Origin of the sequence: Hoeflea sp. 108 (assembly GCF_000372965.1) — a bacterium.
In the GTDB taxonomy this organism is placed as follows: Bacteria; Pseudomonadota; Alphaproteobacteria; order Rhizobiales; family Rhizobiaceae; genus Aminobacter.
This window is the reverse complement of record NZ_KB890024.1, coordinates 485,580-510,377: the sequence shown is the minus strand read 5'-3', so window position 1 is coordinate 510,377 and position 24,798 is coordinate 485,580. Positions and strand designations below refer to the sequence as shown.

23 protein-coding genes are annotated in these 24,798 nt (G+C 62.1%); 15 read left to right on the top strand and 8 right to left on the bottom strand.

The features are described from left to right. Nucleotides 1-94: 94 nt before the first annotated feature. Complete coding sequence (locus tag B015_RS30295) at nt 95-1,162, bottom strand: ROK family protein (RefSeq protein WP_018426071.1); 1,068 nt, start codon at nt 1,160-1,162, stop codon at nt 95-97. 201 nt (nt 1,163-1,363) lie between these two features. Between B015_RS30295 and ugpC (B015_RS0102460) the strand changes: the two genes are divergently transcribed. The 3 genes from ugpC (B015_RS0102460) to B015_RS0102450 are packed head-to-tail and all read left to right on the top strand — an operon-like array spanning nt 1,364 to nt 4,437. Continuing rightward, nucleotides 1,364-2,455, top strand: a complete 1,092-nt coding sequence (ugpC, locus tag B015_RS0102460) for a sn-glycerol-3-phosphate ABC transporter ATP-binding protein UgpC (protein ID WP_026226808.1) — start codon at nt 1,364-1,366, stop codon at nt 2,453-2,455. Continuing rightward, nucleotides 2,448-3,386, top strand: a complete 939-nt coding sequence (locus B015_RS30290; RefSeq protein ID WP_018426069.1) for a PfkB family carbohydrate kinase — start codon at nt 2,448-2,450, stop codon at nt 3,384-3,386. Before ugpC (B015_RS0102460) ends, B015_RS30290 begins: the two co-directional genes overlap by 8 nt. Before the next feature lie 25 nt (nt 3,387-3,411). Beyond that, nucleotides 3,412-4,437, top strand: a complete 1,026-nt coding sequence (locus B015_RS0102450) for a hypothetical protein (protein ID WP_026226807.1) — start codon at nt 3,412-3,414, stop codon at nt 4,435-4,437. A 211-nt stretch (nt 4,438-4,648) separates the two neighbouring features. Here B015_RS0102450 and B015_RS30285 read toward each other — a convergent pair whose 3' ends face one another. The 5 genes from B015_RS30285 to ugpC (B015_RS0102425) all read right to left on the bottom strand — a co-directional run bounded on the left by B015_RS30285 (nt 4,649) and on the right by ugpC (B015_RS0102425) (nt 10,270). Continuing rightward, on the bottom strand, nt 4,649-5,704 hold the full coding sequence (locus tag B015_RS30285; protein ID WP_018426067.1) for a TIM barrel protein: 1,056 nt from the start codon (nt 5,702-5,704) through the stop codon (nt 4,649-4,651). Between the two features lie 76 nt (nt 5,705-5,780). Further along, on the bottom strand, nt 5,781-6,683 hold the full coding sequence (locus tag B015_RS0102440; protein ID WP_018426066.1) for a carbohydrate ABC transporter permease: 903 nt from the start codon (nt 6,681-6,683) through the stop codon (nt 5,781-5,783). Beyond that, nucleotides 6,683-7,591, bottom strand: a complete 909-nt coding sequence (locus tag B015_RS0102435; RefSeq protein ID WP_018426065.1) for a sugar ABC transporter permease — start codon at nt 7,589-7,591, stop codon at nt 6,683-6,685. The genes B015_RS0102440 and B015_RS0102435 overlap by 1 nt, the downstream gene beginning before the upstream one ends. Before the next feature lie 98 nt (nt 7,592-7,689). Then, the gene (locus B015_RS0102430) at nt 7,690-9,123 is read right to left on the bottom strand and encodes an extracellular solute-binding protein (RefSeq protein ID WP_157632675.1); all 1,434 of its coding nucleotides are present in this window, start codon (nt 9,121-9,123) and stop codon (nt 7,690-7,692) included. Between the two features lie 79 nt (nt 9,124-9,202). After that, nucleotides 9,203-10,270 (bottom strand): sn-glycerol-3-phosphate ABC transporter ATP-binding protein UgpC, encoded by a 1,068-nt coding sequence (ugpC, locus tag B015_RS0102425; RefSeq protein ID WP_018426063.1) that lies wholly within the window; start codon nt 10,268-10,270, stop codon nt 9,203-9,205. A gap of 477 nt (nt 10,271-10,747) precedes the next feature. Between ugpC (B015_RS0102425) and B015_RS0102420 the strand changes: the two genes are divergently transcribed. Then, nucleotides 10,748-11,236 (top strand): DUF1993 domain-containing protein, encoded by a 489-nt coding sequence (locus tag B015_RS0102420; protein ID WP_018426062.1) that lies wholly within the window; start codon nt 10,748-10,750, stop codon nt 11,234-11,236. A gap of 41 nt (nt 11,237-11,277) precedes the next feature. Here B015_RS0102420 and B015_RS0102415 read toward each other — a convergent pair whose 3' ends face one another. Beyond that, nucleotides 11,278-12,216 (bottom strand): LysR family transcriptional regulator, encoded by a 939-nt coding sequence (locus B015_RS0102415; RefSeq protein ID WP_018426061.1) that lies wholly within the window; start codon nt 12,214-12,216, stop codon nt 11,278-11,280. A gap of 134 nt (nt 12,217-12,350) precedes the next feature. Here B015_RS0102415 and B015_RS0102410 point away from each other — a divergent pair, with 134 nt between their 5' ends. The 10 genes from B015_RS0102410 to uraD all read left to right on the top strand — a co-directional run bounded on the left by B015_RS0102410 (nt 12,351) and on the right by uraD (nt 22,529). Next, the gene (locus tag B015_RS0102410) at nt 12,351-13,415 is read left to right on the top strand and encodes an ABC transporter substrate-binding protein (protein WP_018426060.1); all 1,065 of its coding nucleotides are present in this window, start codon (nt 12,351-12,353) and stop codon (nt 13,413-13,415) included. Nucleotides 13,416-13,514: 99 nt separating this feature from the next. Next, nucleotides 13,515-14,504: an ABC transporter substrate-binding protein gene (locus B015_RS0102405; protein WP_018426059.1), complete on the top strand. Its 990-nt coding sequence runs from the start codon at nt 13,515-13,517 to the stop codon at nt 14,502-14,504. A gap of 63 nt (nt 14,505-14,567) precedes the next feature. Beyond that, nucleotides 14,568-16,154 (top strand): ABC transporter substrate-binding protein, encoded by a 1,587-nt coding sequence (locus B015_RS0102400; protein ID WP_018426058.1) that lies wholly within the window; start codon nt 14,568-14,570, stop codon nt 16,152-16,154. Nucleotides 16,155-16,219: 65 nt separating this feature from the next. Next, nucleotides 16,220-17,188 (top strand): ABC transporter substrate-binding protein, encoded by a 969-nt coding sequence (locus tag B015_RS0102395; protein WP_026226805.1) that lies wholly within the window; start codon nt 16,220-16,222, stop codon nt 17,186-17,188. Continuing rightward, entirely contained in the window at nt 17,185-18,249 is a 1,065-nt protein-coding gene (locus B015_RS0102390; protein ID WP_018426056.1) for an ABC transporter permease, read from the top strand. The genes B015_RS0102395 and B015_RS0102390 overlap by 4 nt, the downstream gene beginning before the upstream one ends. Beyond that, entirely contained in the window at nt 18,246-19,136 is an 891-nt protein-coding gene (gene nikC / locus B015_RS0102385; RefSeq protein WP_018426055.1) for a nickel transporter permease, read from the top strand. Before B015_RS0102390 ends, nikC begins: the two co-directional genes overlap by 4 nt. After that, nucleotides 19,133-19,984, top strand: a complete 852-nt coding sequence (locus B015_RS0102380; RefSeq protein WP_018426054.1) for an ABC transporter ATP-binding protein — start codon at nt 19,133-19,135, stop codon at nt 19,982-19,984. The genes nikC and B015_RS0102380 overlap by 4 nt, the downstream gene beginning before the upstream one ends. Beyond that, entirely contained in the window at nt 19,981-20,757 is a 777-nt protein-coding gene (locus B015_RS0102375) for an ABC transporter ATP-binding protein (RefSeq protein ID WP_018426053.1), read from the top strand. The genes B015_RS0102380 and B015_RS0102375 overlap by 4 nt, the downstream gene beginning before the upstream one ends. A gap of 22 nt (nt 20,758-20,779) precedes the next feature. Continuing rightward, nucleotides 20,780-21,805, top strand: coding sequence for a prolyl aminopeptidase (pip, locus tag B015_RS0102370; RefSeq protein WP_018426052.1), 1,026 nt, complete (start codon nt 20,780-20,782; stop codon nt 21,803-21,805). Nucleotides 21,806-22,001: 196 nt separating this feature from the next. Then, nucleotides 22,002-22,529, top strand: coding sequence for a 2-oxo-4-hydroxy-4-carboxy-5-ureidoimidazoline decarboxylase (gene uraD / locus B015_RS0102365; protein WP_018426051.1), 528 nt, complete (start codon nt 22,002-22,004; stop codon nt 22,527-22,529). Nucleotides 22,530-22,638: 109 nt separating this feature from the next. Here the strand turns inward: uraD and B015_RS0102360 are convergent, their stop codons facing one another. Further along, nucleotides 22,639-23,559 carry a LysR family transcriptional regulator gene (locus B015_RS0102360; protein ID WP_018426050.1) on the bottom strand — a complete coding sequence of 307 codons (921 nt, stop codon included), beginning with the start codon at nt 23,557-23,559 and terminating at the stop codon, nt 22,639-22,641. 116 nt (nt 23,560-23,675) lie between these two features. Here B015_RS0102360 and B015_RS0102355 point away from each other — a divergent pair, with 116 nt between their 5' ends. After that, nucleotides 23,676-24,791 (top strand): BMP family ABC transporter substrate-binding protein, encoded by a 1,116-nt coding sequence (locus tag B015_RS0102355; RefSeq protein ID WP_018426049.1) that lies wholly within the window; start codon nt 23,676-23,678, stop codon nt 24,789-24,791. Nucleotides 24,792-24,798: the final 7 nt, after the last annotated feature.

The window sequence follows — 24,798 nt, the reverse complement described above, 5'->3', positions numbered from 1 at the left end:
CGCTGGCAGCGGCCTCGGAAAAAAGCGGCGAGGCTATGAACACTACGCCTGTGTGACCGGCGGTGTTGGCCTTCGGCGGATTTCTGGTCGGCATTCAGCTAATCTCCTCCTGCGCGGCAGCTAAACCGGATCTTTCGTCCAGGCCGCCACTGCGAACAAAACAATAGGCCGCGTAGTGCAGCGCGGCCTTGGGGTCGTTCCCGATGGCCGGCTCGATGAACGACAATTCCAGGCGCTCCGGCGCATATCCGCCGAGCAAGCTCTGGTTCAGTCCCTCTCCTATCGCCGCACGATCGTCTTCAGGCATCAGCGACGGCCAGCCGCTTACAACCACCTTTGGCACTGGATGAAGATTGAGCGCGTTGCCGAGCGCCAATCCGAGCAGGAACTGACGTTCGCGCAGCGTCTCGCGGGCCGCCGGATCGACGCCGAGGGCTTCCATGAAATGGTCGCCCTTGGTCAGGATGTCTGCGTCGCTCATACCGATGATCTGCGACACCGCGCGCAATGAGGTATACGCCTCGACACAGCCCTTGTGCCCGCAGCGACAGGGCAGGCCGTCGCGTTCGATAACCATGTGGCCGATTTCAAAGGCCTGGAAAGCATCGACCGGCGCGGTGTCGTTGACGATGACGCCCGCCACGCCGTGCCCGACGAAAAGGAAGAGATGTTCCCCAGAGATGCTGTAGCCGCCGGCGCGCGCGTAGCGATGGAATGCAGCCTGGGCAATCACGGAGTTGGTGAGGGTCAGCGGAACGTCCGGTAACGCCTCGCCCAGCAATGCCTGAAGCCGGCCCATGCTCCAGGGATAGATCGAGTTACCGGCCGCACGACCGAAGCCGGGGATCGACATGGCACCCTGGCGCAGGGCGAGGCCGCGCGCCGTCGCCCATGCGCTGACGGCGGTCGCACTGTCGGCAAACAGCTTCTCGAACTCCCGCTGGGGCAGCTGCGTCGAGGCCGGCACGCGCTCCACGTAGTCCAGCGTTCCCTTGAGGTCCCCCACCCCGAACGACAGGCGGCTGTTGGACAGTTCGATACCAAGAACCGCGATATCTTTGCTTAGTGTAACCAGTGCCGTCGGAGCACCCGCACCACTGGTCTGCTGGCGCGTTTCCTCGACGGTATTTTCCTTGCGCAACTCATTGAGGATGCGCGACACGCTCGCTTCGGAGAGGTTGCACTCCCTTGCGATATCCGTGCGAAATCCGCCCCTTGAGCGCAAAAGGCTTTCAAGGACGCTGGCTCGCGTCTCCCTTCTGCTGCGCGGAACAAATCGACCGGACATCTCTCGCCTACATATTTACACTGTGTAATTATTCTGCTTTACAAACGTCCGTTGTCAACAGGGAGCGAGAAGAAAATGGCTGAGTTGACACTGCGGGGGGTGCAGAAGCGCTTCGGGAATGTCGATGCGGTGAAGGCAGTCGACCTCGACGTCGGCGACGGCGAATTCGTCGTACTCGTCGGGCCTTCCGGCTGTGGAAAGAGCACGCTCCTGCGGATGATCGCGGGGCTGGAGGACATCAGTGGCGGCGAGATCAAGCTCGACAGCCGCAGTCTGAACGCGGTGGCGCCGCGTGACCGGGACATGGCCATGGTCTTTCAGGATTATGCCCTGTATCCGCACATGACCGTTGCCGAGAACCTGGGCTTCGCGCTCAAGATGCGCGACCTTGCCGCCAGCCAGATCGATGCCAAGGTGCGCGAAGTCGCACGGATACTCGAACTCGAGCCCTATCTCGCGCGCAAGCCTCGCGCGCTTTCCGGCGGCCAGCGTCAGCGCGTGGCACTGGGACGCGCGTTGATCCGCGATCCCAAGGTCTTCCTGTTCGACGAACCGCTTTCCAATCTCGACGCCAAGCTGCGCGTGGGCATGCGGATGGAAATCCGGAAGCTCCAGGCGACGCTCGGCACCACCAGCATCTACGTCACGCACGATCAGATCGAGGCCATGACCATGGCCGACAGGATCGTAGTGCTGCGCCTCGGCGAGGTGCAGCAGATCGGCACACCTAACGAGATCTATCAGCGTCCCGTCAACAGCTTCGTCGCCACCTTCATCGGCTCGCCGCCCATGAGCCTCGTCCCGGCGGCGATCAGGCACGAAGCGGCTGGCAGCGTGCTCGACTTTGGCGCGGACCAGCAGTTGCTGTTGCCAGCGAGCAGGAACGAGATCGTCAAGCGCGCCGGCGTCGACCGTGTCGAAGTCGGCTTGCGCGCCGAACACGTCGGCCTTGCAGGCGAAGCCGGGTCAGGAACCTTCGTGTCGGACATCATCCTGGTCGAGGACCACGGCGCCGATTCGATTGCCGTGGTCGGGCTGGGGGAACGCGAGGTGATGGCCCGCGTGCGCCCCGGCAGCGCCCATGCCGGCGAGAAGGCGCGGCAGTTCGCGGTCGATCTCGACGCTATCCATCTTTTCCACCCCGAGACGGGGATGCGACTTGTCTAGTCTGCGCCAGCGCTCCGTCTTCTGCGTCGGACTTGCCCTTCAGGACACGATCCTCACGCTCGACCGCATCCCTGATCGTGCGGTGAAGGTCTACGCCAAGGACCGACGCGAGGTCGGCGGCGGCCCCGCCGCAACAGCCGCCGTGACGGTGGCTCGGCTCGGCGGGCAAGCGTCCATCGCGGCACGAACGGGCAACGACAATGTCGGCGCCGCAATCCGCAGCGAATTTGAAGCGGCGGGTGTCAACGCCAGCTGGCTGCGCGCATTCCCCGATGTCCGCTCCTCCGGCGCGTCAGTACTGGTAGATGCAGATGGCGAGAGGCTGGTCGTCGCCTATGCCGACCCCCAGATGCCAGCGGGTGCGGACTGGCTCACGCCGGAAAGCTGGGGCGATGCCGTCCTGTGCGACCTGAGCTGGCCGGACGGCGCCCTTCGCTGCCTGAGCTCGGCGCGCGCCGCAGGCATTCCTTCGGTTCTCGACGCTGACATCTCGCGCCAACCGCCGGCTACTGTGGCGGCAATCGTCGAAGCGGCCGATCACGTTATCTTCTCGCGGCCTGGCCTTGCGCAGTTCGCAGGAACGGACTCGATAGAAAATGGGCTCGCCGCAGCACGGCGCCCCGGCCACGCCCTGGTCGGCGTGACGGACGGCGCGGCAGGGCTTTACTGGCTGGACGGAAACGTGCTCCGCAACGCACCGCCGCCTCGCGTCGACGTGGTCGACACGACAGGTGCTGGGGACGCATTCCACGGTGCCTTCGCACTGGCGCTGGCGCATGAACGTCCCATTGTGGAGGCCATCGCCTTCTCCAATGCCGTGGCAGCGCTCAAATGCAGCCGCCCAGGCGGGCGGGCTGGCCTTCCGGCTCCGGCCGACGTCGCTCGCTTCGCCTCCGAACTCAATCTCGACTGGATGATGACCGATGCATGACCAGGCTACCCCTCGCAGCGCGGCCATGACGCGCGACACCCGCCTCGACGAGAAGCTCGCAGCGATCCGACGCGATCCGTTCGGCAGCAAGGAATTCCTGATCTGCGACGCCAAGGACCCCGACATGGCGCGCGGCATCAATGCGCTCGGTCTGGTGCGCGGCACGGATGAGCGGGATCGACCGCAGGATCGCGGCGGTTTCCTCGAAACCGTTCGCGCCATCGTACGGCAGGACATCGTCGACCTGATGTTGTTGTCGCCCTACAACCTGCACCAGTTGGCGATCGACGAAGAGCTGTTCGCCGGCAGCAGCATGGCGCGCGCCGCGCGCGTCAACGACACCAGCGAAATATGGCTGCCGCGCCACGGGACCTATCGCGCGACAGCCTCAATGCCCTTCCGTACCGCCGACCTGTCACGTGTCATGCATGGCGGCCGACCACCGCTGGCAAACGGCGTGGCCGGAGCCGATCTCGGCCTCTACAGCCTGACATTCACCAATGACGTCGCGGCCGACCTGCGCACATTGGCCGCCTACAACGAGTTCCGGACCGACTGCAATGCTCTCGGCTTCCGCCATTTCCTCGAAGTCTTCAATCCGAATGTCGGTCAGTTGGCAGGAGTCGAGGTTGGCGAATTCGTCAACGACTGCATCGTGCGTTGCCTGGCGGGCGTGGACAGGGAGGCGGCGCCCTTGTTCCTAAAGGTCGCCTATAACGGCCCCCGGGCCATGGAGGAACTGGTCGGCTACGACGACCAGATGATCGTTGGCGTGCTCGGCGGCAACGCCGGCACCACACGTGACACCCTCGAACTGCTGCATCAGGCCAAGCGCTACGGCGCTCGGCTCGCGCTGTTCGGCCGCAAGATCAACCAGGCTGAATCGCCGCTCGATCTGATCGAGGTCCTGCGCCGCGTCGCCGACGGCGACGTGAAACCGGCGGAAGGCGTGGCGCTCTACCATGACCGTGTCGCCAAGGCAGGCTTGACCGCGCGCCGCCATCTCGACGACGACAACAGCGTCAGTCAGCCGGTGCTCAAGGCCGCGTGAACGACCCGCAAGGAGGCTGGCCGGCCGGTCTTCTGCTCGATCGCCATTGATCAGGTCCGTACTGTTGGGCCCGAAACAAGCGATCCGATCTTCATCTTAACGAGGTCGCAACCGCGAGGCTTGCTGCTACGGCAACACATTTACACCCTAGCAGGCAGGGTCTCTGGCGAACGTTCGCCGGGATTCTCCTGTAATCTGCGGCCATGCTTAGCTAGGCAAGCGCTTCGCAAGCTTCCCGGATATGGGCAGCACTTCGCATGATGTCGGCCACAGCCTCGCGGTAGCCGAATGGCCGTGAGCCTTGCAGAATGTCACTTGCCGTTCCCGCCGCGATGCGTGCCTGAAAGGCCATCATCATCGACGTGTAGGCGGCATATTCGGTCAGCGTCAGGTCGGGGTGAGCGGCCAGCCAGCTCTCGTCGTGGATTTCGAGCAGGCGGGCGGCATAGGGCTTCTCGCCCTCTTCCGACGGCTCCTCGTTTTCGATCGTCAGGTTGACATCGGGGTTGGCGGCGAGGATGACGGCCAGCACCGCGCGGAAGTCGACCACGCCCTGGCCGCAGGGCCGGAACTGCATCAGCGCTCCCCCCTGTGCCGGCACCACGGCAGCGTCCTTCAGATGCGTCTGGCGCACGTAAGGGGCGACACGACTGGCCGCCATCACCGGGTGCTCGCATCTCTGCAGGCCGTTGGAGGTGTCGTAGACGACGCCGAGCGCCTCGGTGCCAAAGGTTTCGAGGAGACGCAGGATCTCAAAGCTGGTGATCTCTTCATGGGTCTCGATGTTGATGTGAATGCCGAGGTCACGGGCGATCGGGACGAGCTTGCCGAGGAACTTCTCGATGGCGACCATCTGGTCGTCCCAGCTCACGTCGGTGCGGAAACGGTCCACCGACCATCGGCGCGGATAGATGCCCTTCGAGCTGGCGGTGCCGACCCAGAGCTCCCTGCAATCGATCTCGGCGCAGCTTTCCATCATGCGGCGGAAGCCGAGCAGGATGTCGCCGTCTCCGATGTGCCGCAGTTCGGGCGTCTCGGGCGTAGCATAGGGATTGATCTTGCCGAGGCCGGTTTCAAGATACATGCCAAGCTCGTCCGAACGCTGCCGGATGGCGCGGAGCTCACCACGGTCGAGCGCCGGGCTCATCTCGAGCACGGTGCGGAAGAACGTCCCTTCAAGCCCCAGTTCGGCTGCATGCTCGATGCTGCCTACCGGTCCCCTCTTGCGGGCTTCGGGAATCTTGCGGCCATCAATACCCAGGCGCATGGAAAGCTCCTCTGGAATGCGTCTATCGAAATTGGAAGGTCGTGCCCGGCCGCCAGGCGTGCGGCCGCGGCGAGGGCTAGCGGATGCCTGAGGTCATCAGGCCGCGCACATAGTGGCGCTGCAGGACAATGGCCATGACGATCAGCGGCACCGTCACGAAGGTCAGGCCGGCAAACAGCGGGCCGTCGAGCGAATAGTTCGGCGACCCCTTGAGGCCGGCAAGCATGACCTGGACGATCTGCCTGTTGGGGTCCTGCATGATCACCAGCGGCCACAGATAGGCGTTCCACGACCAGATGAACTGGATCAGCACGAGCGTCGCCAGCGCCGGTTTCACATTGGGCATGGCGATGCGCCAGAAGATGCGCCACGTGCCGGCGCCGTCGACGCGGGCGGCGTCGTCGAGTTCGGTGGGGATCTGCATGAAGCTCTGCCGCATCAGGTAGATGCCGAAGGGCTGGGCGGCAAAGGGCAGGAACAGGGCCGGATAGGTCGAGGTCAGGCCCATGCCCGAAACCACCTGGTAGAGCGGAACCAGGATCACCTCGAGCGGGATGAAGGCGGTCAACAGCGTCAGGGCGAAAAGAACCTCGCGCCCGGGAAAACGCAGGCGGGCGAAGGCATATCCGGCCAGCGTCGAGGTGATGACGACGAGGATGACCTGCCCGCCGCTGGCAATGGCGGTGTTGAAGAGGTAACGGCCGAAATTCAGCTCGGTGAACAGCGCCGAATAGTTCTCCAGCGTCGGCTCGGGCGGGAAGAAGCTCCAGACCGACAGGGGATAGCGTGTGGCGATCACCGAAGCCGTCGACTTGAAAGAGGTCAGGGCCGCCCAGACGACCGGGAAGGCAAAGACGAAGGCAATGAGCAGGAGGCTGAGAGAGCCGATCAGCTTGACCGGATCGCGTGCGGCAGCCGTCGACGCGGCGGCCTGGGGAAGTGCCGTCAGCTGCACCTCGGCGTTGACGTTTTCAGTCATCACGGCCTCCTGCCGTTCGGGTCGCGGATCAGATAGGCCTGCAGGACCGTGATCCCGATCAGCACGATCATCATGAACATCACGCTGGCCGAGGCGGTGCCCGGCGACGAGAACTCGAAGGCCTGCGCATAGGAATAGAATGGAAGGTTGGTTGTCTGGCCGTTCGGTCCGCCCTGGGTCAGGAGGATGATGGGGGTAAACAGCCGCGCCGCTGCCACCGTGACCATGAAGATGGCCAGTATGATGCTGGGCCGCAGCAATGGCAGGGTGATGCGGCGGAATATACGCCACGAGCTGGCGCCGTCGAGCGCGGCGGCTTCCATCACCTGCGGCGAGATCGCCTGCAGGCCGCCGAGGAAGATCAGCATGGGCAGGCCCACATCCTTCCAGGCGGTCATGACGACGATGGAAACGATGGCGTAGGGACCGGAGGTCAGGAACGGCTGCTCGGGCAGGCCGACCGCCTTCAGGATCGCGTCGAAGAGACCGGTGCCGGGCTCATAGAGCTGCCCCCAGATGAGAGCCGCCACGGCTTCGGAAGATGCCAGCGCACCCAGAATGGCGGCACGCGCAAGCATCGTTCCGCGCATGCGCTTGTCGAGCAGAATGGCAAGGCCGAGCGCCATCGGCACCACGACCACGATCATCAGGACGATGTAGACCAGCGTGATCAGCATGGCGTTGACGAACACATGATCGGCGAAGATCTGGGTGAAGTTGTCCCAGCCAGCCCAACCATTGGGGCGCTTGGTGAAGGCGTTGAAGGTGCGGAAACTGTTCAGCACCGCCGAAGCCAGCGGCCAGAACTGAAACAGGCCCAATCCCAGGAGCACCGGAAACACCATGACCGGACCGGCGAACACTTCGCCGCGCCGGGTGGGGTCGGGGGTCCACAATCCTTTGAACATTGGCCAAGCCTTTTTACGAATGAAGTTCTTGCCCTCCCTCGCCACATGACGCAGCGAGGGAGGTGAGCGGCTGTCCCGAGGGAGGCTGGGGGCCGCTGCTAGCGGTACTTGGCGAGCAGGCGGTCGATCTGGGCCGCGGTGGTGTGGAGGCGCTCGCCGACATCGACGCCGAGCGCGATGTCCTTGACCGCCGGGTTGACGGCATTGACGTAATCGAGCCAGCCGACCGACTTGGGCGAGCCATAGGCCCGCTCGCCTACCTTGGCGCAGAGTATGGCGACCGGATCGGTCTGGTAGGCCGGCGCTTCATCGGTCAACGACTTGCGCGAGGGCATCGAGCCGCGCACCTCGTAGAAGGCCCTGCGGTTGGCGTCGTTGAGCAGGAAGGCCAGGAGTGCTGCGGCTTCCGGAACATGCTGGCTGCCCGAATAGATGAAGGGCGCATCGGCGACGCTGGAGGCGAAGGGGATCTTGCCGCGGATCGGCGGGGAAACGCCCCAGTCGAAAGGCGCGCCGTTCTTGCGGAAGGTGTTGGCGAAAGCCATGGACGAGAAGTCGATGGCCGCAGCACCGCCCTTGTAGTGATCGGCGACGATCCCCTTGGGCGAGAGGCCCTCGGAGAACAGCGTCTGATAATTCTTCATGCCCTGGATCGCCTCGGGCGTATCGAGATATCCCGATGCGGTCAGCCCGTCCTCGGAAATGCCGGCAAAGGTCTTGTAGGCGGTCGAATCCCTGGGCGCGCCCGGATCGCCCATCATGCGCACCCACATGCTTTCCAGCTGCGAGTAGTTCGAGCCCGGCCCACGATTGCCGAAGCGCGACGAAGCCATGCCGAAGGTCGCCTGGTCGCCGTCCTTGCGCAGCTTCTCGGTGATGGCACGCAAGGCATCGAGCAACTGGTCGGCCGTCCAGCCGCCATCCACATCGGTGACCTCAGGTGGGGTGTTGACGCCGGCGCGCTTGAAGATGTCACGGTTGAAGTAGACGAAGCAGGAGTTCGATTCCCAGGCCAGGCACATGACCTTGCCGTCGATCGTGGCAGCGTCCCGCATCGCCGGATAGATGTCCTGGATGAAGTCCTGCGAGAAGTAGTCGTTGAGCGGCACGGCGATTTCGCCGGCGGCGTAGACCGGGGCCAGTTCGGTGCTGCCCATCATGATGTCGGGGGCAGAGCCCGAGGCGACGTAGAGCTGGACCTTCTTGGCGAGGTCGCCATAGGGCACGCGCTCTTCTTCGATGGTGATGTTGGGATAGGCTTCGCTGAAGGCCTTGTAGGCCGCCGCGATCGGGGCATTGATTTCCGGCGAGAACTCCTGGCGCATCACCTTGATGGTGATCGGGGCGTCGGTGAGCTCCGGCCCGGTGTAACCGCCAAGGTCGAGCTTGTATTTTCCCGGATTGGTGCCCGGTCCGGCGGCGAAGGCGCGCCGGGGCAGAATGGCCGCCGCCGCCAGAAGCGATGCGCCCCCCAAAAGCACCGAACGGCGCGACACGCCGGGGCCGGTTGTCATGCTCTTCTTGCAGTCCATGATGTTCTCCATCCCTGTTGGAACTTCACCTGGCCGGCGGGTTTGTTTTTCCTCCACCGCGTCGGCCCTTTCGAAAGACCTAGATCCTCTTGCCAGTCTCGCCGTCGAAGAGGTGCATTTTCGCCGTGTCGATGCGCAGCGAGATCTTCTCGCCGCGGCTGAGCTGTGCGCGGCCCTTGAGGACCATGGTGATGAGCTGGCCGTCGAGACTGGCGCTGACCTGGGTTTCGGGGCCGGTCGGCTCGACGACCACGACCTCCGCATTCGGCCCCCGATCGCCAACCTCCAGGTCTTCGGGGCGGATGCCGACTTCCACCCTGGCTCCCGCCTCGACCCTTGCCGACACCGGCAGCCGCGCGAGAATCTGGTTGCCCGCGGTGACGCATACGGGGCCCGTATCGCCGTTGGCGATCGTGCATTTCACCAGGTTCATGGCCGGGGAGCCGATGAAGCTTCCGACAAAGGCGTTGGCTGGAAAGTCATAGAGCTCAAGCGGCGTGCCGATCTGCTCGATGACGCCGGCGCGCATGACCACGATGCGGTCGGCCATGGTCATCGCCTCGAGCTGGTCGTGGGTGACATAGATCATCGTCGACTTGAGACGGGCGTGCAGGTCCTTGATCTCGGCGCGCATCTGCACCCGCAGCTTGGCATCCAGGTTCGACAGCGGCTCGTCGAACAGGAAGACCTTGGGATTGCGCACGATGGCGCGCCCCATGGCCACCCGCTGCTGCTGGCCGCCCGACATCTGGCGGGGGTAACGGTCAAGCAGCGCGTCCAGCCCCAGGACCGCGGCGGCCGATGCCACGCTTCGTGCGATCTCCGCCTTGCCGAGCCCTTGCATCTCAAGCGCGAAGCTCATGTTCTCACGGACGGTCATGTGCGGGTAAAGCGCGTAGTTCTGGAAGACCATGGCGATGTCGCGGTCCTTGGCGGCAAGGCCGTTGACCACCTTGCCGTCGATCGCAATGTCTCCGCCCGAGATCTGCTCCAGCCCGGCGATCATGCGGAGCAGGGTGGACTTTCCGCAGCCGGATGGCCCGACAAGGCTCAAAAACTCGCCATCACGGACGTCGACGTCTATGCCCTTGAGCACCGTCGCCACGCCGAACGACTTGACCAGCTTGCGCACGTTAACGTTCGCCATCGGCTCCTCACCTCCTATGCGGGGTCGTCTGATTGTATGTCATTTTGGGTGTTTGATTGCATCCAATGTTCTTCATTTTGGATACAATTTGACACTCCACTCGGCCATACTGGCAGCAGGCCGACGTGGTTTGCGGGCAACAACAATCACCTCGACCCACGTCGCGTGGGCCGGAATAATTATTTTAAATTCAAAATGTTATGGGTCTGAGTTCTACTCTCGCCACGAGCTCCGGCCTGGGGCGGCGCGGATCCTCTCGATGGCTGCCATCAACTCTTGACGGTTCGACATTCTCTCTCCTCCCGAGAAAGTGGTCTTATCAAAACGCTAGTGTATCAATTTGGTGTTGTCAATGGATACAAAAACTGCAACGAATTCGCTGGTCGGACAGCTTTCGCGAAGGCCCTGACCGCCCGACGAAGTGTTCGACGCAGGCCCGGCCGCACCCCCGAAAACGCGCAAAATCTGGAGATCGACATGCGTTCGCCAATCCCCGCCCTGGTCCGCTCCCTGGGGGCACTCGATGGCATCCTGCGCAAGGGCGAGCGCTTCTGCGTCGACAACGGGATCGATGCGTCGGAGCTGCTGGAGGCGCGCATCGCCCCAACCATGAAACCGCTGACGCACCAGATCAGGCTGTGCTGCAATCACGCGGTCGCGGCAGCCACGCTGCTGGCCGACAAGGAGGCGCTACGGATCGACGGGGCCTTCGACACCTTCCCCGATCTGCATGCCCGCATAGCGGCGACACGGACCGCCATCGGGGCGATTGCACCGGAAGCTTTCGACGCCGCCGACCAGTCGATCCTGCAGATCACCCTCGATGACGGGGTCACCTCGGTGCCGGCCTGCGACTATTTGATGGAGCACGCGATGCCGAACTTCTATTTCTCGATGACGACCGCCTACAACATCCTGCGCGGCAAGGGCGTGCCGCTGGGAAAGACGGATTTTCTTGGGGGGTGACGGGCAACGCGCCGAACGTCGATGTTCGGCCAGCTGGACGTTCACCCGTCAGCAGGCCCGTTGCGGGCTTCGCGCAACACGGTTTCCAGAACCCGCACGGCGCAATTTGCGACGATTTCCACGATCGAGCTTAGGGGCTTCGAGGCAGCCACGGCGACGCCCGAGGTCTGCCGTATCGCGTCGCTGTCCACAATCGGCACGAAGCGGAGCACGCCGCTGGCCAGTTCCTCGGCAGTGTCGAGTTCGGACGTCAGCGCGACGTAGTTGCCGCTGCGCGCTAGGTTCTTGACCAGATGCAGGGAGTTGGTTTCGACATGCCCCCGCGGCTCGGCGAAGAGCCAGCTGTAGCGCGTTTCCAGGAGCCTTCGGATCAGCAGCGATTTGCTCTGCAGCGCGATCGGATAGGCGATGACGTCGTGCAACCGGACTTCCGGCAGATCGAGAAGCGGATGGTTCGGACGAACCACGCATCCCAGCGGCAGGGTCGAATTCCAAAGCAGGCGCAATTCCCTGAGCACCGGCAGGTTGAAGGCGACGATCAGGTCCGTGTCGCCGTCGACGAGTGCGGCGACGGCCTCGTCGGTCGAGCCGATCTGAACCGACAGGCCGATGCGGGGATGGTCGACCGCAAGCTGCTGGACGAGCCGCGGCAGGATGCTGCTTGCGTGGCTGTCCATCGCGAAAATCTTGACCTTGCCCTGCTGGATCCCCTGCAAGCGAAAGATCTCGGTCACGGCCTTGCTCTCTTCGGCCTGCCAGCTGCGTATCAATCCGATGAGGATCTCGCCGGCCGCCGTCAATCGCATGCCCTTGGGCATTCTCTCGAACAGCCTGGCGTTCAGCCGGTCTTCCAGGCCGATGATCTGCCGGTCGATCGCCGAAGCGGCGATGTTCAAGCCGCGGGCCGCCCCCTGAATGGACCCCTCCGTCACGACTCGGTCGAAGTAGATGAGCGACACGGGAATCAGGGTGCGGGACATCGGCCAGCCAGCATTCTATTTTCGGCAATGGAGCGTTGCACATTCTGAAATAGACGGCAACGCCAGAAACGAGGAAGCTCCAGCAAGGTTCTTGGCCACCGCCAGACGCGGAGGCACCTTGGAGGAGGGGAAGCATGGGAACGACGCGTCGCGATATCGTCAAGGCAATGGGGGGCGCCGCTATCCTGGCGTCCGCGGTGTCCCCGGCTGTCGCCCAGGCTGCCGCTTCCGGCGACCTGTTGAAGGTCAAGCTCCTGTTGAACGGCGGCATATCCGGCCCGCACGCCTTTTTCTGCCTTGCGCATGAGCGCGGTTATTTCAAGGAAGCCGGGCTGGAGGTGGAGTTCTCGCCTGGCGACGGCGCGGCCTCGGTCGTCACGCGCATTCCCCAGGAAGGCTACGATGGCGGTTATGGCGACATGAACGCGCTGATCAAGCTTGCCGGCCTGCGCCCCACGAACTGTCCGACAGCCGTCTTCGTCGCCTTCAACACGACGCCGCTGACCATCGGGGTGCGGAAAGGTGGGCCGATCAAGCAGCCCGGGGATCTCAAGGACAAGGTCATCATCGGGCACCCGATCGACGCAGCGATCGAGGCCTTCCCGCCTTATGCGAAGATCGCCGGCATCAATGCGGAAGACGCCCACATCCTGCGCTCGAACTCGAGCATGGCGATCAACGCCAAGGAGGTTGTCGACGGCAACGTCGACGGCGTCTTCGGGTTCGTCAACACGATCATCGCCGCGCTACGCGGCATCGACATAGACGGACGCGAGAAGCTGGATTTCCTGGAATTCCAGGATCTGGTGCCGGAGTTCTACGGCAACGCGCTGATGATGAGCCCCGATTTCATCGCCAGGCACCCTGACGCGGTCAAGGGTCTGGTCGGGGCGGTCAACCGTGGTCTGGTGGAGACGCTGAAAGACCCCGAAGCGGCACTGAAGGCGGTCGAGAAGATGGCGCCGAATTTCCGCCGCGAAGTCGATGGTCCGCGCCTGATGGGCACCTTGCAGGTGGAGATGGCCCATCCGGAAGGCTTCATCCATGGCATCGGCGACGTCGACGACAAACGCATCGAGCGTTCGATCGCCTTGATGGCGGAGGCGTGTCGCCTGCCGCGCACGCCCAAGGCCGAGGAAATCTTCACGCGTGCATTCCTGCCGCCCCTTGAAGAGCGTGCGAAGCCGCTCGCCAAGTAACGCCGGATCGGAAACCGCGTGAGGGCCTGGCCTTGCCATTGCGACGATGGCTGCGTCCCGGGCTTTCACCTTCCATGAAACCGCATGGCCGGAGGGCGGATGCACAAGGTAAGGCTGCTGACGAATTCCGGCTTCACCGGGGCGAATGCCTGGTTCCCGCTGGCCCATGATCGCGGCTACTTTCGCGATGAAGGGATCGACGTCGAATTCATCGACGGCACTGGGGCATTCAGCGCGGCCGGGCGCATGGTGAAGGAAGGAGTCGAGTTCGGCTATGGCGACTTCCAGGCCCTGATCGAAGAAGCTGCCCGCAAGCCCGAAACCTCTCCGGTCGGCGTCTATATGGTCATGGACCAGTCGCCGTCGGTGGTTGTCCTGCCGGCCCGCTCGCAGGTCGCATCGCCTGCCGATCTGTCTGGTCTCACGATCACGGCACATGCGGTCGACGTCGGACTGAACACGTTCGAACAATATGCCAGCAAGGCCGGGCTCGATCCTCGGTCGGTCAGGGCGGTGAGCAATGACGGCGACTGGATCGCACTTCTCAGCCTGCTCAAGGAAGGCAAGACCGACGCGCTGTTTGGCTATCTTTCTACGGTGTCGGCGGCCATACGTGCGAGCGGCAGGGATGTTCGCTCCGAAGTCCGCTTCCTCAAATTCAAGGACTTCGCGCAGGATTTATATGGCAGCACCCTGATGGTCTCGCCGACCTTCGCGCGCGACAAGCCGGCAGTCGCAAAAGCATTCGTGCGGGCAATCAACAGAGGCGTGCTCGCGGCGGCCAGCGATCCGGACGCGGCCATCCGAGCCCTCGTCAACCACGCTCCCGATCGTTCGCTGCAAGTCGATCGGCTGCGCCTTCTCGAAACGATCGAGGAGGACATGGGTGGCTGGCAAAGGCTCGCCGATGGCGTGGGTGATATCGACAGAGCCAGGATGGAACGCCTGCTGAAACTGACTGCGGACACACGCAGCCTGCCCCGGCAACCGACAGTCGACGAGGTGTTCACGACAGCCTTCCTGCCCAACTCTGACGACCGCAGGATTGCCCCTGAGCGCGCCATGACGGCCGGTCACATACCCAAGTAACTTCCCCAAAAAAGCGGCTGAGTTCCGCAAGTTCTTCAACAAACACAAAACACCGAGGGAACCATGAAATCGCGCTTTCTGCACGGCGCCGCGCTGTCGGCCCTTCTTCTCACCAGTACCGCCTATGCCGAGACACCGGGAAACACGCTCGTCGTCGCCAAGGCGATCGATGACATCATCTCGCTCGATCCGGCGTCGAACTACGAACATTCCGGCACGGAAACGATCAACAACGTCTACGAACAGTTGATGCAATTCGAGCCTGAGGACGTAACCAAGCTCGTGGGTGGCGCGGTCGAGAGCTGGACCGTGTCTGGCGACGGCAAGACGTTCGAGCTGAAATTGAGGCCTGGCCAGGTGTTTCATTCTGGCAACCCGATGACGTCGGACGACGTCGTGTTCTCGCTCCAGCGCATGGTCAAACTGAACAAAACGCCGGCAATCGTCGTTGCTCAGTTCGGCTGGAAACCAGACAACATTGAAAAACTTGTCGTGGCGCGCGACCCGATGACGGTCGAGCTGGCCGTCACGGCCGAACTGGCTCCGAGCCTGGTGCTCAACGTTCTTGCCAACAACATCTTCTCGGTCGTGGACAAGAGACTGGTGCTGGAACACGAGACGGACAATGACCTCGGTGCCGGCTGGCTACGCAACAATTCGGCCGGGTCCGGTCCCTACGTCCTGAAATCCTGGCGCCCGAACGAAACGCTCGTGATGGACGCAAATCCGAACTTCCGACTTGGCGCCCCCAAGATAAAGCGAATCCTGATCCGCCATGTGCCGGAGCCTGCATCGCAGCGTCTCCTGCTGGAGCACGGTGATGTCGACATCGCCCGATCGCTGACCCCTGATCTCATGCAGGGTGTCGCGGGCAATCCGGACATCGCAATAGAGGAGTCGGTAGAGGCCTCCATACAATATCTGGGCCTTAATCAAAAGTTCGAGCCTTTCAAGAAGCCCGAGGTCGTCAAAGCCCTGAAATACCTCGTCGATTATCAGGGCATGGCCGACAGTTTCGTGAAGGGCCAATGGGCCGTGCATCAGTCGTTCTGGCCGAAGGGTTTCGACGCGTCGATGGACAAGATTCCCTACAAACTCGACGTCGAGAAGGCCAAGGAACTGCTGGCGAAGGGCGGCTATCCCGACGGGTTCACCGTCAAGCTGAACGTGCGCAACTACTCGCCCTATCTTGATATGGCGCAGTCCGTCCAGAACACGATGCGTCTCGCCAACATCAAGGTCGAGATCAACGCGACCGATTTGAAGCAAATGGTCACCGCTTACCGCGGGCGCCAGCATGAAATTACGCATAGTGCATGGATTCCGGATTACCGTGACCCGCAGTCCCATGCCTTTGCGTTCATCCAGAACCCCAATAATGCCGACGACTCCCCAGACAAGACCGTCGCATGGCGCAATGCCTGGGAAGCCCCACAGGACGTCAGGGAACTTGCCGACGCGGCGGTCAAGGAACGTGACACCGAAAAGCGCATGCAAATGTATGTGGATCTCCAAGAACGGCTGCAGGACGACAGCCCATACATATTCATGTTCCAGGGAATGACCCGCATTGCTTCCAGAAAGAACGTCCAGAACATCTCGATCGATCCCGCCAACGGCGTGCTCTACTACCGCCTGACCTCGAAGTAGCGATCGCACCGCCTGGGCCGAACCCGGGGTTCGGCCCATCTTTCCAATCCAAATTGAGTATCAACATGAAGAAGTTGCGTGTCCGGCTGAATCATACCCCAATGGGGCCCCTTGCAGGCTTCTTCCTCGCTGAAGACCGCAGCTACTTTGCCGATGAGGGGCTCGAGATCGAATGGTCCGGCGCTCGCGGGGCATCCGCCGCCATCGCCGATATCGCGACGGGGAACTATGACGCCGTCTATGGGGATATCAATTCGCTGACGACGCTGCTGGCGTCGCTCCCCGAAGGAACCGGCCCGCAGGCGGTTTTCGTGGCGTTCAACCGGACGCCACTGACAGTGTCGGTGCGCGCAGAAGGCCCCGTGCAGATGCCCCGCGACCTGATCGGCAGAACGCTTTACGGTCATCCCCACGATTCCGCGCGTATCTTCTTTCCAGCCTATGCGCGTGCTCTGGGCTTCGCTGTCACCGACGTGGATATCCGGGATGCCCAAGGCAGCCTTGGTGAGCTTGTGCGCGCCATGATCGAAGACAAGGCCGGCGAAGGTGTCTTTGGCTTCGTGAATTCCACCATTGCGTCGCTCAGCGATATGAACTCGCCGCACGAGGCCAATACGCGCTTCCTCGAATATTCCTCCGCCCTCCCGGACTTCTACGGCAACGCCCTCGTCGTGACGAGAGCGTTGCTCGACCGCGATCCTGAAGCCGTTCGCGGTCTTGTGCGTGCAGTGAGCCGCGGCTTCCGGGATGCGATCCGCGATCACCGCGCCGGGATCGATTCCGTCATGGCTCACGGAGCTGAGATGAGCTACGCGGTCAATCTTCGTCGGTTCACGGGAACCCTCGAGCGCGAGATGAGCCATCCGGAGCGGGAGCACCTCGGCATCGGCGACGTGGATCCGGCGCGGCTTTCCCGCAGTTGCGAGCAGGTGGTCACCGCCCTTAACCTTGCCCGACAGGTCAGCGCAGAGGAGCTTTTCTCGCCAACCTTCCTGCCCGCTCTCAACGAGCGCCGCTTCGAGCCTTCGACATGACGACGTCAGGCAACGACAGCGCAGCGGGCGGCATCTCGCTGCGACGATATGGTTCCACAGGCCGGATCCTTGTGCGCGAGACCTCGACGATCCTCGCCACCTTCTTCGGCCTGCTGGTCGTGACCTTCCTGATCGGCCGAGTCGTGCCGATCGATCCGGTTCTCGCCGTTGTCGGCGAGAATGCACCGGCCGACGTCTACGAGAACATGAAGACCGAGCTCGGCCTCGACCAACCATTGTTCGTCCAGTTTGGCGACTACATCGGCAAGGTTCTCCATGGCGATTTCGGCGTCTCGAACCTGACAGGCAATTCGGTTTTCTCCGACATTGCGACGGTCTTCCCCGCCACGCTGGAACTCGCGACCCTTGGGACAATCATCGGCGTGCTGATCGGTGTACCGATCGGCGTCATCGCGGCCGTGCACCGAGGGAAGTGGATCGATCATCTGGCGCGTGTCATCGGACTGTGCGGTTACTCCGTTCCTGTCTTCTGGCTCGGGCTAATGGGGCTGCTTCTCTTCTATGCGAAGCTGGGCTGGGTCGAGGGACCCGGGCGCCAGAGTGTGGCGTATGTCGATATGCTGACGCCCGTGACCGGTGTCATTCTTCTCGATGCCGCCATGGAAGGCGAATGGGAGGTCTTCCGGGACGCCTTTTCCCACCTGATCCTGCCGGCAACACTGCTGGGCTTCTTCAGCCTTGCTTACATCAGCCGGATGACGCGCAGCTTCATGCTGACCGAACTCCAGCAGCAATATATCACCACGGCCCGTGTCAAGGGATTGTCTGAGCGCCGGATCGTGTGGGGGCACGCGCTGGGTAACATCATGGCGCCGCTCGTCGCCGTCATCGCCCTTTCCTATGCAAGCCTGCTGGAAGGCTCGGTCCTGACCGAAACCATATTCGCCTGGCCGGGCCTTGGCCGCTACATCACCAACTCCCTGCTCAATGCCGACATGAACGCCGTGCTTGGCGGCACCGTGGTGATCGGCGCCATATTCATCGGCGTCAACCTCCTGTCCGACATTGCCGGCCGACTCTTCGATCCGAGGACGAGATGACAGATATACGCACCTATCTCCTCACCGACGAGGCGCAGTCGCGGATGCAATCGCGGCTTGGACAAGCCTATCGCCGATGGCTCGTGTTTCGCGGCAATCCGCTGGCGATGGTCGGCCTCGTCATCGTCGTGACGCTCCTTTTGATCGCTGCCTTCGCGCCGTTGATCGCTACACACGATCCGATCGACCAGAGCCTGGCGCAGCGTCTGCAGCCGGTGAGCGCCGAACACTGGCTCGGGACCGACTCGCTTGGCCGCGATATCTTCAGCCGCATCGTCTACGGTTCGCGCATCACACTCTTCATCGTCCTGGCGGTGGTGGTCACGGTGGGGCCGGTCGGGCTGCTGATCGGGGCCACAGCCGGCTATTTCGGCGGGTGGGTCGATACACTCCTGATGCGCATCACGGATGTGTTCCTCGCCTTCCCGCGCCTGATCCTTGCGCTAGCACTGGTATCCGCGCTCGGGTCGGGTCTTGAGAATGCGATTCTCGCCATAGCCCTCACCGCATGGCCTCCTTATGCGCGCGTTGCACGGACGGAAACTATGGTCATCCGCAAGTCCGACTATATCGCAGCGGCGCGCCTGCAGGGGGCATCGCCCGCCCGCATCATCCTGGGACAGGTGACGCCCATGTGCGTTCCGTCGGTGATCGTCCGCTCTGCGCTCGACATGGCCGGTATCATCCTGACGGCTGCAGGTCTCGGCTTCCTGGGTCTTGGCGCTCAGCCGCCGCTTCCCGAATGGGGTGCCATGGTGGCCACGGGCCGCGAGCAGGTCTTTGATCAGTGGTGGGTATCGGCTTTTCCAGGTCTTGCCATCTGCATCTGCGCCCTTGGCTTCAATCTGCTCGGCGACGGGCTTCGGGACGTGCTGGACGCCAGATGACCTTGCAGAGCACAGATCAGCCGCTGTTGGAAATCTGCAACCTCAATGTTCACTTCCACAGCAAGGTCGAAACGACCCACGCGGTACGGGGGCTGTCGTTCTCGCTCGGCCGGGAGCGCTTGGGTATCGTCGGAGAATCCGGTTCCGGCAAATCACTCACCGGCCGGGCCATTCTCGACCTGGTCCCTCATCCCGGACGCGTGAGCGCCGACCAGATGACCTTCATGGGTCAGGACCTGTTGACGATGGACGCAAAGCAGCGCGGTGCGCTACGCGGCGCCCACATGTCTATGGTCATGCAGGATCCAAAATTCTCGTTGAATCCGGTCATGACGGTTGGCCGCCAGATAGCTGAGTCCTACCGCGCCCACCGCAAAATGAGCCATAGGCAGGCGAAGGAAGAGGCGCTGCACGCACTTGAATCCGTCCATATCCGGGAGCCGAACCGGGTCTATGATCTCTATCCGCACGAAGTGTCCGGCGGCATGGGCCAGCGCATCATGATCGCTATGGTGCTTGCTGCCGAGCCCGAACTGCTCATCGCCGATGAACCGACATCCGCGCTCGACGTCACCGTCCAGATGCAGGTTCTGGCCATCCTTGATGATCTCGTGAAGGAGCGCGGCATGGGACTGATCTTCATCAGCCACGACCTGCCTCTGGTCGGCTCGTTTTGTGACCGAGTCATCGTTCTTTACAACGGAAGAGTCATGGAAACGCTCGAGGCCAAGGATCTGGCCAATGCCAAGCATCCCTACACACAGGGGCTTTTGAACTGCATGCCAGACCTCGACCACAGGAACGAGACGCTACCCGTCCTTCAGCGCGACAAGGCATGGCTGGTATGAGCGAACCCGCGATAAAAATCGAAAACCTCAACATCCATTTCGGCGGCTTGCATGCCGTGCGCGACGCAAGCTTCAGCGTGAACCGGGGTGAATGCTACGGTATCGTCGGGGAATCCGGCTCGGGAAAATCGACCATTCTGCGTGCCATATCCGGCCTCAATCCGAATTGGACCGGTACGGTCGAAATCGACGGTCAACCGCAAACACAGCACCGCCCGAAGAGCTTTTATAGAACCGTGCAGATGGTGTTCCAGGACCCCTACAGCAGCCTGCACCCGCGCCACACCATCGATCGCACCCTCTCCGAACCGATTTCGATCTTTGGCCTGGATCGATCCGAAGAGCGCATCCGCACAGCTCTCGAACGGGTCGGGTTGCGTGCCGGTTTCAGATTCCGCTATCCGCACCAGCTGTCCGGCGGCCAAAGGCAGCGCGTCGCCATCGCGCGCGCCGCCATCCTCGAGCCGTCGATCCTGCTGCTCGACGAGCCTACTTCGGCACTCGACGTGTCGATCCAGGCGGAGGTGCTTAACCTGCTGAAGGAGCTTCTCGCCAATTCCGGACTGACGATGATCCTGGTCAGCCACAACCTTGCCGTAGTCGCTCATATGTGCCAGCGCGTCGCCGTGATGAACGGTGGCCGCATCGTGGAGGAAACCACCTCTGACGCGCTACGTGACGGCCGTGTGCGAGAGGACTACACCGCTCGGTTGCTCGCAGCAACGCGTAGCTACAACCGCGCCGCAGCGCATGGCCTAAACACCTTCGACTGAAATCGGTTTTCGGGCGGCGTATTTGCGGCGGCGCTGGCCCATTTTCCTTTGTTTCGCCGCGGTGGTTCAGGACGGTGCCGACATGGATTCGACACAGGCGTTGCGCGAATTGTGGCCCGCTATCGAACCCTACAGAACGGGGCGGCTGCGGGTCAGCTCTCTCCACGAGCTGTATTTCGAGGAGTCGGGCAATCCGGCGAGTAAGCCCGTTGTGCTGGTCCATGGCGGGCCTGGATATGGGACCGAGCCCGAGGATCGTCGTTACTTCGATCCCGCGCGCTATCGCATCATCGCCTTCGACCAGCGTGGTGCCGGCAAATCCACGCCGCTCGGCGAGACGAGGGACAACACGACTTCCCTACTCGTCGAAGACATGGAAACCCTGCGCAGGGAGCTCGGCCTCGAACACTGGATGCTGTTCGGCGGCTCATGGGGTAGTACGCTCGCAATCGCCTATGCGCAAAGCCATCCCGACCAGGTCACGGCAGCGATCCTGCGCGGCATCTGGCTGAACAGCAAGGCAGAGATCGACTGGTTCATGACCGGCATCAGCCGGTTCTTTCCCGAACTATGGGAAACCTTCGCCAACTGTCTGCCTGAAGCCGAACGCGCCGACGTAGTTTCCGCCTATGCCAAGAGGCTTCAAGGCGACGACGCTGTGCTGCGCGACGCGGCCGCACGTGCGTGGGCCTGCTACGAGGGGGCATGCTCTACGCTCCTCCCCGATCCGGGAACAATGAACGGGTTCCAGGAGCCGCATGTCGTCGAAGCGCTCGCCCGGATCGAGGCATCGTACTTTATCAACGAGGCGTTTCTGCCGCCCAACCATCTCATGGACAACATGCACCACATGGCCAAGATCCCCGGCCTCATCATCCAGGGACGCTATGACATGGTCTGTCCACCGCGAACGGCCTTCGAAGTGCACAAGCGGTGGCCCGCATCGCGCCTGGAGATCATTCCCGATGCCGGCCACTCCAGCAGCGAGCCGGGCATTCGGCAAGCGCTGTTGGCCGCAACCGAACAATTCAGCTGGCAGGGTCGATGATCCTGCTTGAGACGATCGGTTTTCCGCCGTCGGAGACGCTCACTCGCTCCCCCCATTCAGCAGCGTTGATTGGGTGAGCACCTCGAACGCCGTTCCGGATGGACCGGCTGTAACGAGCTCTTTCGACAACTCAGTTGCAGCGGCTGCACGCCGCTGCTGACGGTAACCACCAACCCATCCAAGGGAATAGGAAGAAATGCTCACCATCGACAGGATCAACCGTATGGGATCCGAGGAATTCGTCTCCGCCTTGGGACTGATATTCGAGAACTCGCCGTGGGTCGCACGTAGCGCTTGGGACAGCCGTCCCTTCGTCAATGCCGAGACGTTGCATGGCGTCATGTTTGACCAGGTGCTCCAACGTGACGCCTCGGCTCGAATTGAGTTTCTGCGCGCGCACCCAGATTTGGCAGGAAAAGAGGCCAAAGAAGGACGAATGACAACAGAGTCTACCGCCGAGCAGGGAACGGCCGGCCTCGATCGCCTGTCTTCAGGTGAAGCTGCGCTCATAGACGATCTGAACCGCCGCTATCGCGCAAGACATGGCTTTCCTTTCGTCATCTGCGTACGTCATTACACCAAGGCCGGCATCTTTGCCGAGTTCACCCACCGACTTGAGCGTGGCACCGACATGGAACTGGAGGAAGCGCTGCGGCAGATCTCTTACATCAGCCGCTACAGGCTGGGGTCCATGCTTGCGCCAGCGGCAGCGCCGCACGAATGACCAACATGTCGCCTCGGCACTGTCAAATTTTGACGAGACTTCCAGCAGGTGAAGATGGTCTTCGGCAGGGGCTGCACACTGCTCCTGCAAGGAACTTTGGAGCATGCAATCAGGCACTGTTGAGTGATAACGCTTGGACCTCCTCCAGTGAACTGGCGATGATGCCGGCCATTGCCTTGCCGGCATCCGTCAATGCGTTCACGTCGCGGGAGCTGAGTGAAAGCGCCACTGACATGCGAGTTCCAGAAAGCGGCACAAAACCCAGCTCTCCGCGTCTGACTTCTTCATAAACATCAATCAATGTCAGTATGCTTATTCCCAGCCCTTCTTGAATTGTGGCCTTTAGAAGAGCAATGGAATTGGACACGGCGATTTTGTAAATCGGCGATCTCAGCCTCTGGATGAGCAGGTCGGCCATAGGACCTATCGTCAAGCTGTCGTCTGTCGAGATAAATCGCTCACTCAAAATATCTTCGATATCAACGTGCTTTCTCTTCATCAATTGATGAGACGGCTGCGCGACTATGCCAAGTCGCAAATGCGCAGTCTTGACAATATTTAAGCCTATGTCCTGGGGCGTATTGAACGCGATCGCCAGATCTATCGAGCCCGACTTGACCTTGTCGAGTATGAAGTTGGTGCCGTCGACATGCGCCCGTAGGCTGGCGCCGGGATGCTGGGCCTGAAGCCTGCGGAACGCCTTCGGCAGGAATCCTGTCGCCAGACATTCCATGATCCCGATACTGACCGTGCTGCCATGCGAGGGACGCAGTCCCTCCACCTCAGCACCCGTCGCGATGATCTCCTGCTGCAATTTCCGAACCTGCCCCACCAGGATTCGACCTGCTTCCGTCGGCCGCATGCCGCGTGGCAGCCGTTCAAAAAGCGGCTGCCCATACTCCAGTTCGAGGTTCAGTATCTGGCGGTTCACCGCTGAGGGTGTCGCGTTCATCTGCTCTGCGGCCTTACGGATCGACCCATATCGAGCGACCATCTCCAACGCCTTCGCGCCTTGCGTAATCAAGGGCATTCTCGACACCTGAAATGCGACCGTACGTTTTTTTGATACAGTAGTGACGCAAATATTCGCTGGTCAATAAGGGGTTTGAAAAACTAGCCTTCACCTCGATTTCGGGGGGAATTTCTATGAACTATCATCATGACTTTTCTCGTCGCCGGTTCTTGGCTCTTTCGGCCGCTGCTTCTACGTCGCTCATCATGCCGCACTGGATCGGCCAGGCGCGCGCCGCCCCTCTCGCAGCCATCAAGGAAGAGGATGCCGTCATAGCCTTTGCCTTGACGGGGCCGGTCTCGGACGAAGGCTGGAACACCAAGCAGAATGAAGGGGCCAAGGCGATCCAGGCGGCTTTCCCGAAAGCGAAGACGCTGGTGGTCGAAAGCATTCCGTTCTCTGCCGACGCAAGCCGCACGTTCCGGCAGTTCGTGCAGGAGGGCGCCCAGATGGTGTTCTCAACCTCGAACTATGGCGATTTCTTCTCGTCCGTCGTCGAACGATCACCTGAAGTCGCCTTTCTCGAGGCGGACGGGCGCAACGTCGCCGACAATCTCGGCTGGTATTACGCCGCCCATTGGCATCCAACCTATGTCGTCGGCGTGGCGGCGGGGCTGCTCAGCAAGTCCGGCAAGCTCGGATTCATCGCGTCCTTCCCCGTGCCCATGGCGATCTCGTCGAGCAATGCGTTCTTGATGGGTGCTCGCTCGGTCAACCCATCGGCCACCCTCCAGGTCATCAGCATCAACTCCTGGTTCGACCCACAAGGCGCCAACCAGGCAGCAAGCGCACTGATCGACAATGGCTGCGACTTCCTCTTTGGTGTCATGAACGAGGCCTCCTACCTGCAAGTCGCCGAACAGCGCGGCGTCCGGGCTGCGATGTGGAACACCGATATGCGGCGCTACGGCAAGAATGCCTATGTCAGCTCGATCGTGCCCGACTGGACGTCGTTCTATGTCGATCAGGTAAGACAGCGGCTAGCCGGCACATGGTCGGGTGGTGGCCAGACCCTGCTTCCCCTTGGCGGTGGCATCGACCGTGATGCCTGGGGCGAGACGGTTCCAGCCGACGTGGCGGCCAAGGCGGATGCCGTGCGCGCGAAGATCATTGGCGGCTGGAGCCCGTTCACCGGCGAGATCAAGGATACGACAGGGGCAGTGCGGGTGAAAGCAGGCGAAACGCTGGACGAGTTCGCGCTCTACAACTGGGACTGGTCTGTCGAGGGCGTATCCGGGCTCGTTACGTAAGCCTGGC

Bases quoted from the DNA above. Each gene is read 5' to 3' on its own strand.
- ugpC (WP_026226808.1), top strand. From the start codon at position 1,364: ATGGCTGAGTTGACACTGCGGGGGGTGCAGAAGCGCTTCGGGAATGTC.
- B015_RS0102450 (WP_026226807.1), top strand. From the start codon at position 3,412: ATGACGCGCGACACCCGCCTCGACGAGAAGCTCGCAGCGATCCGACGC.
- B015_RS30285 (WP_018426067.1), bottom strand. From the start codon at position 5,704: ATGCGCCTGGGTATTGATGGCCGCAAGATTCCCGAAGCCCGCAAGAGG.
- B015_RS0102440 (WP_018426066.1), bottom strand. From the start codon at position 6,683: ATGACTGAAAACGTCAACGCCGAGGTGCAGCTGACGGCACTTCCCCAG.
- B015_RS0102435 (WP_018426065.1), bottom strand. From the start codon at position 7,591: ATGTTCAAAGGATTGTGGACCCCCGACCCCACCCGGCGCGGCGAAGTG.
- B015_RS0102430 (WP_157632675.1), bottom strand. From the start codon at position 9,123: ATGGACTGCAAGAAGAGCATGACAACCGGCCCCGGCGTGTCGCGCCGT.
- ugpC (WP_018426063.1), bottom strand. From the start codon at position 10,270: ATGGCGAACGTTAACGTGCGCAAGCTGGTCAAGTCGTTCGGCGTGGCG.
- B015_RS0102420 (WP_018426062.1), top strand. From the start codon at position 10,748: ATGCGTTCGCCAATCCCCGCCCTGGTCCGCTCCCTGGGGGCACTCGAT.
- B015_RS0102415 (WP_018426061.1), bottom strand. From the start codon at position 12,216: ATGTCCCGCACCCTGATTCCCGTGTCGCTCATCTACTTCGACCGAGTC.
- B015_RS0102410 (WP_018426060.1), top strand. From the start codon at position 12,351: ATGGGAACGACGCGTCGCGATATCGTCAAGGCAATGGGGGGCGCCGCT.
- B015_RS0102405 (WP_018426059.1), top strand. From the start codon at position 13,515: ATGCACAAGGTAAGGCTGCTGACGAATTCCGGCTTCACCGGGGCGAAT.
- B015_RS0102400 (WP_018426058.1), top strand. From the start codon at position 14,568: ATGAAATCGCGCTTTCTGCACGGCGCCGCGCTGTCGGCCCTTCTTCTC.
- B015_RS0102395 (WP_026226805.1), top strand. From the start codon at position 16,220: ATGAAGAAGTTGCGTGTCCGGCTGAATCATACCCCAATGGGGCCCCTT.
- B015_RS0102390 (WP_018426056.1), top strand. From the start codon at position 17,185: ATGACGACGTCAGGCAACGACAGCGCAGCGGGCGGCATCTCGCTGCGA.
- nikC (WP_018426055.1), top strand. From the start codon at position 18,246: ATGACAGATATACGCACCTATCTCCTCACCGACGAGGCGCAGTCGCGG.
- B015_RS0102380 (WP_018426054.1), top strand. From the start codon at position 19,133: ATGACCTTGCAGAGCACAGATCAGCCGCTGTTGGAAATCTGCAACCTC.
- B015_RS0102375 (WP_018426053.1), top strand. From the start codon at position 19,981: ATGAGCGAACCCGCGATAAAAATCGAAAACCTCAACATCCATTTCGGC.
- uraD (WP_018426051.1), top strand. From the start codon at position 22,002: ATGCTCACCATCGACAGGATCAACCGTATGGGATCCGAGGAATTCGTC.
- B015_RS0102360 (WP_018426050.1), bottom strand. From the start codon at position 23,559: ATGCCCTTGATTACGCAAGGCGCGAAGGCGTTGGAGATGGTCGCTCGA.
- B015_RS0102355 (WP_018426049.1), top strand. From the start codon at position 23,676: ATGAACTATCATCATGACTTTTCTCGTCGCCGGTTCTTGGCTCTTTCG.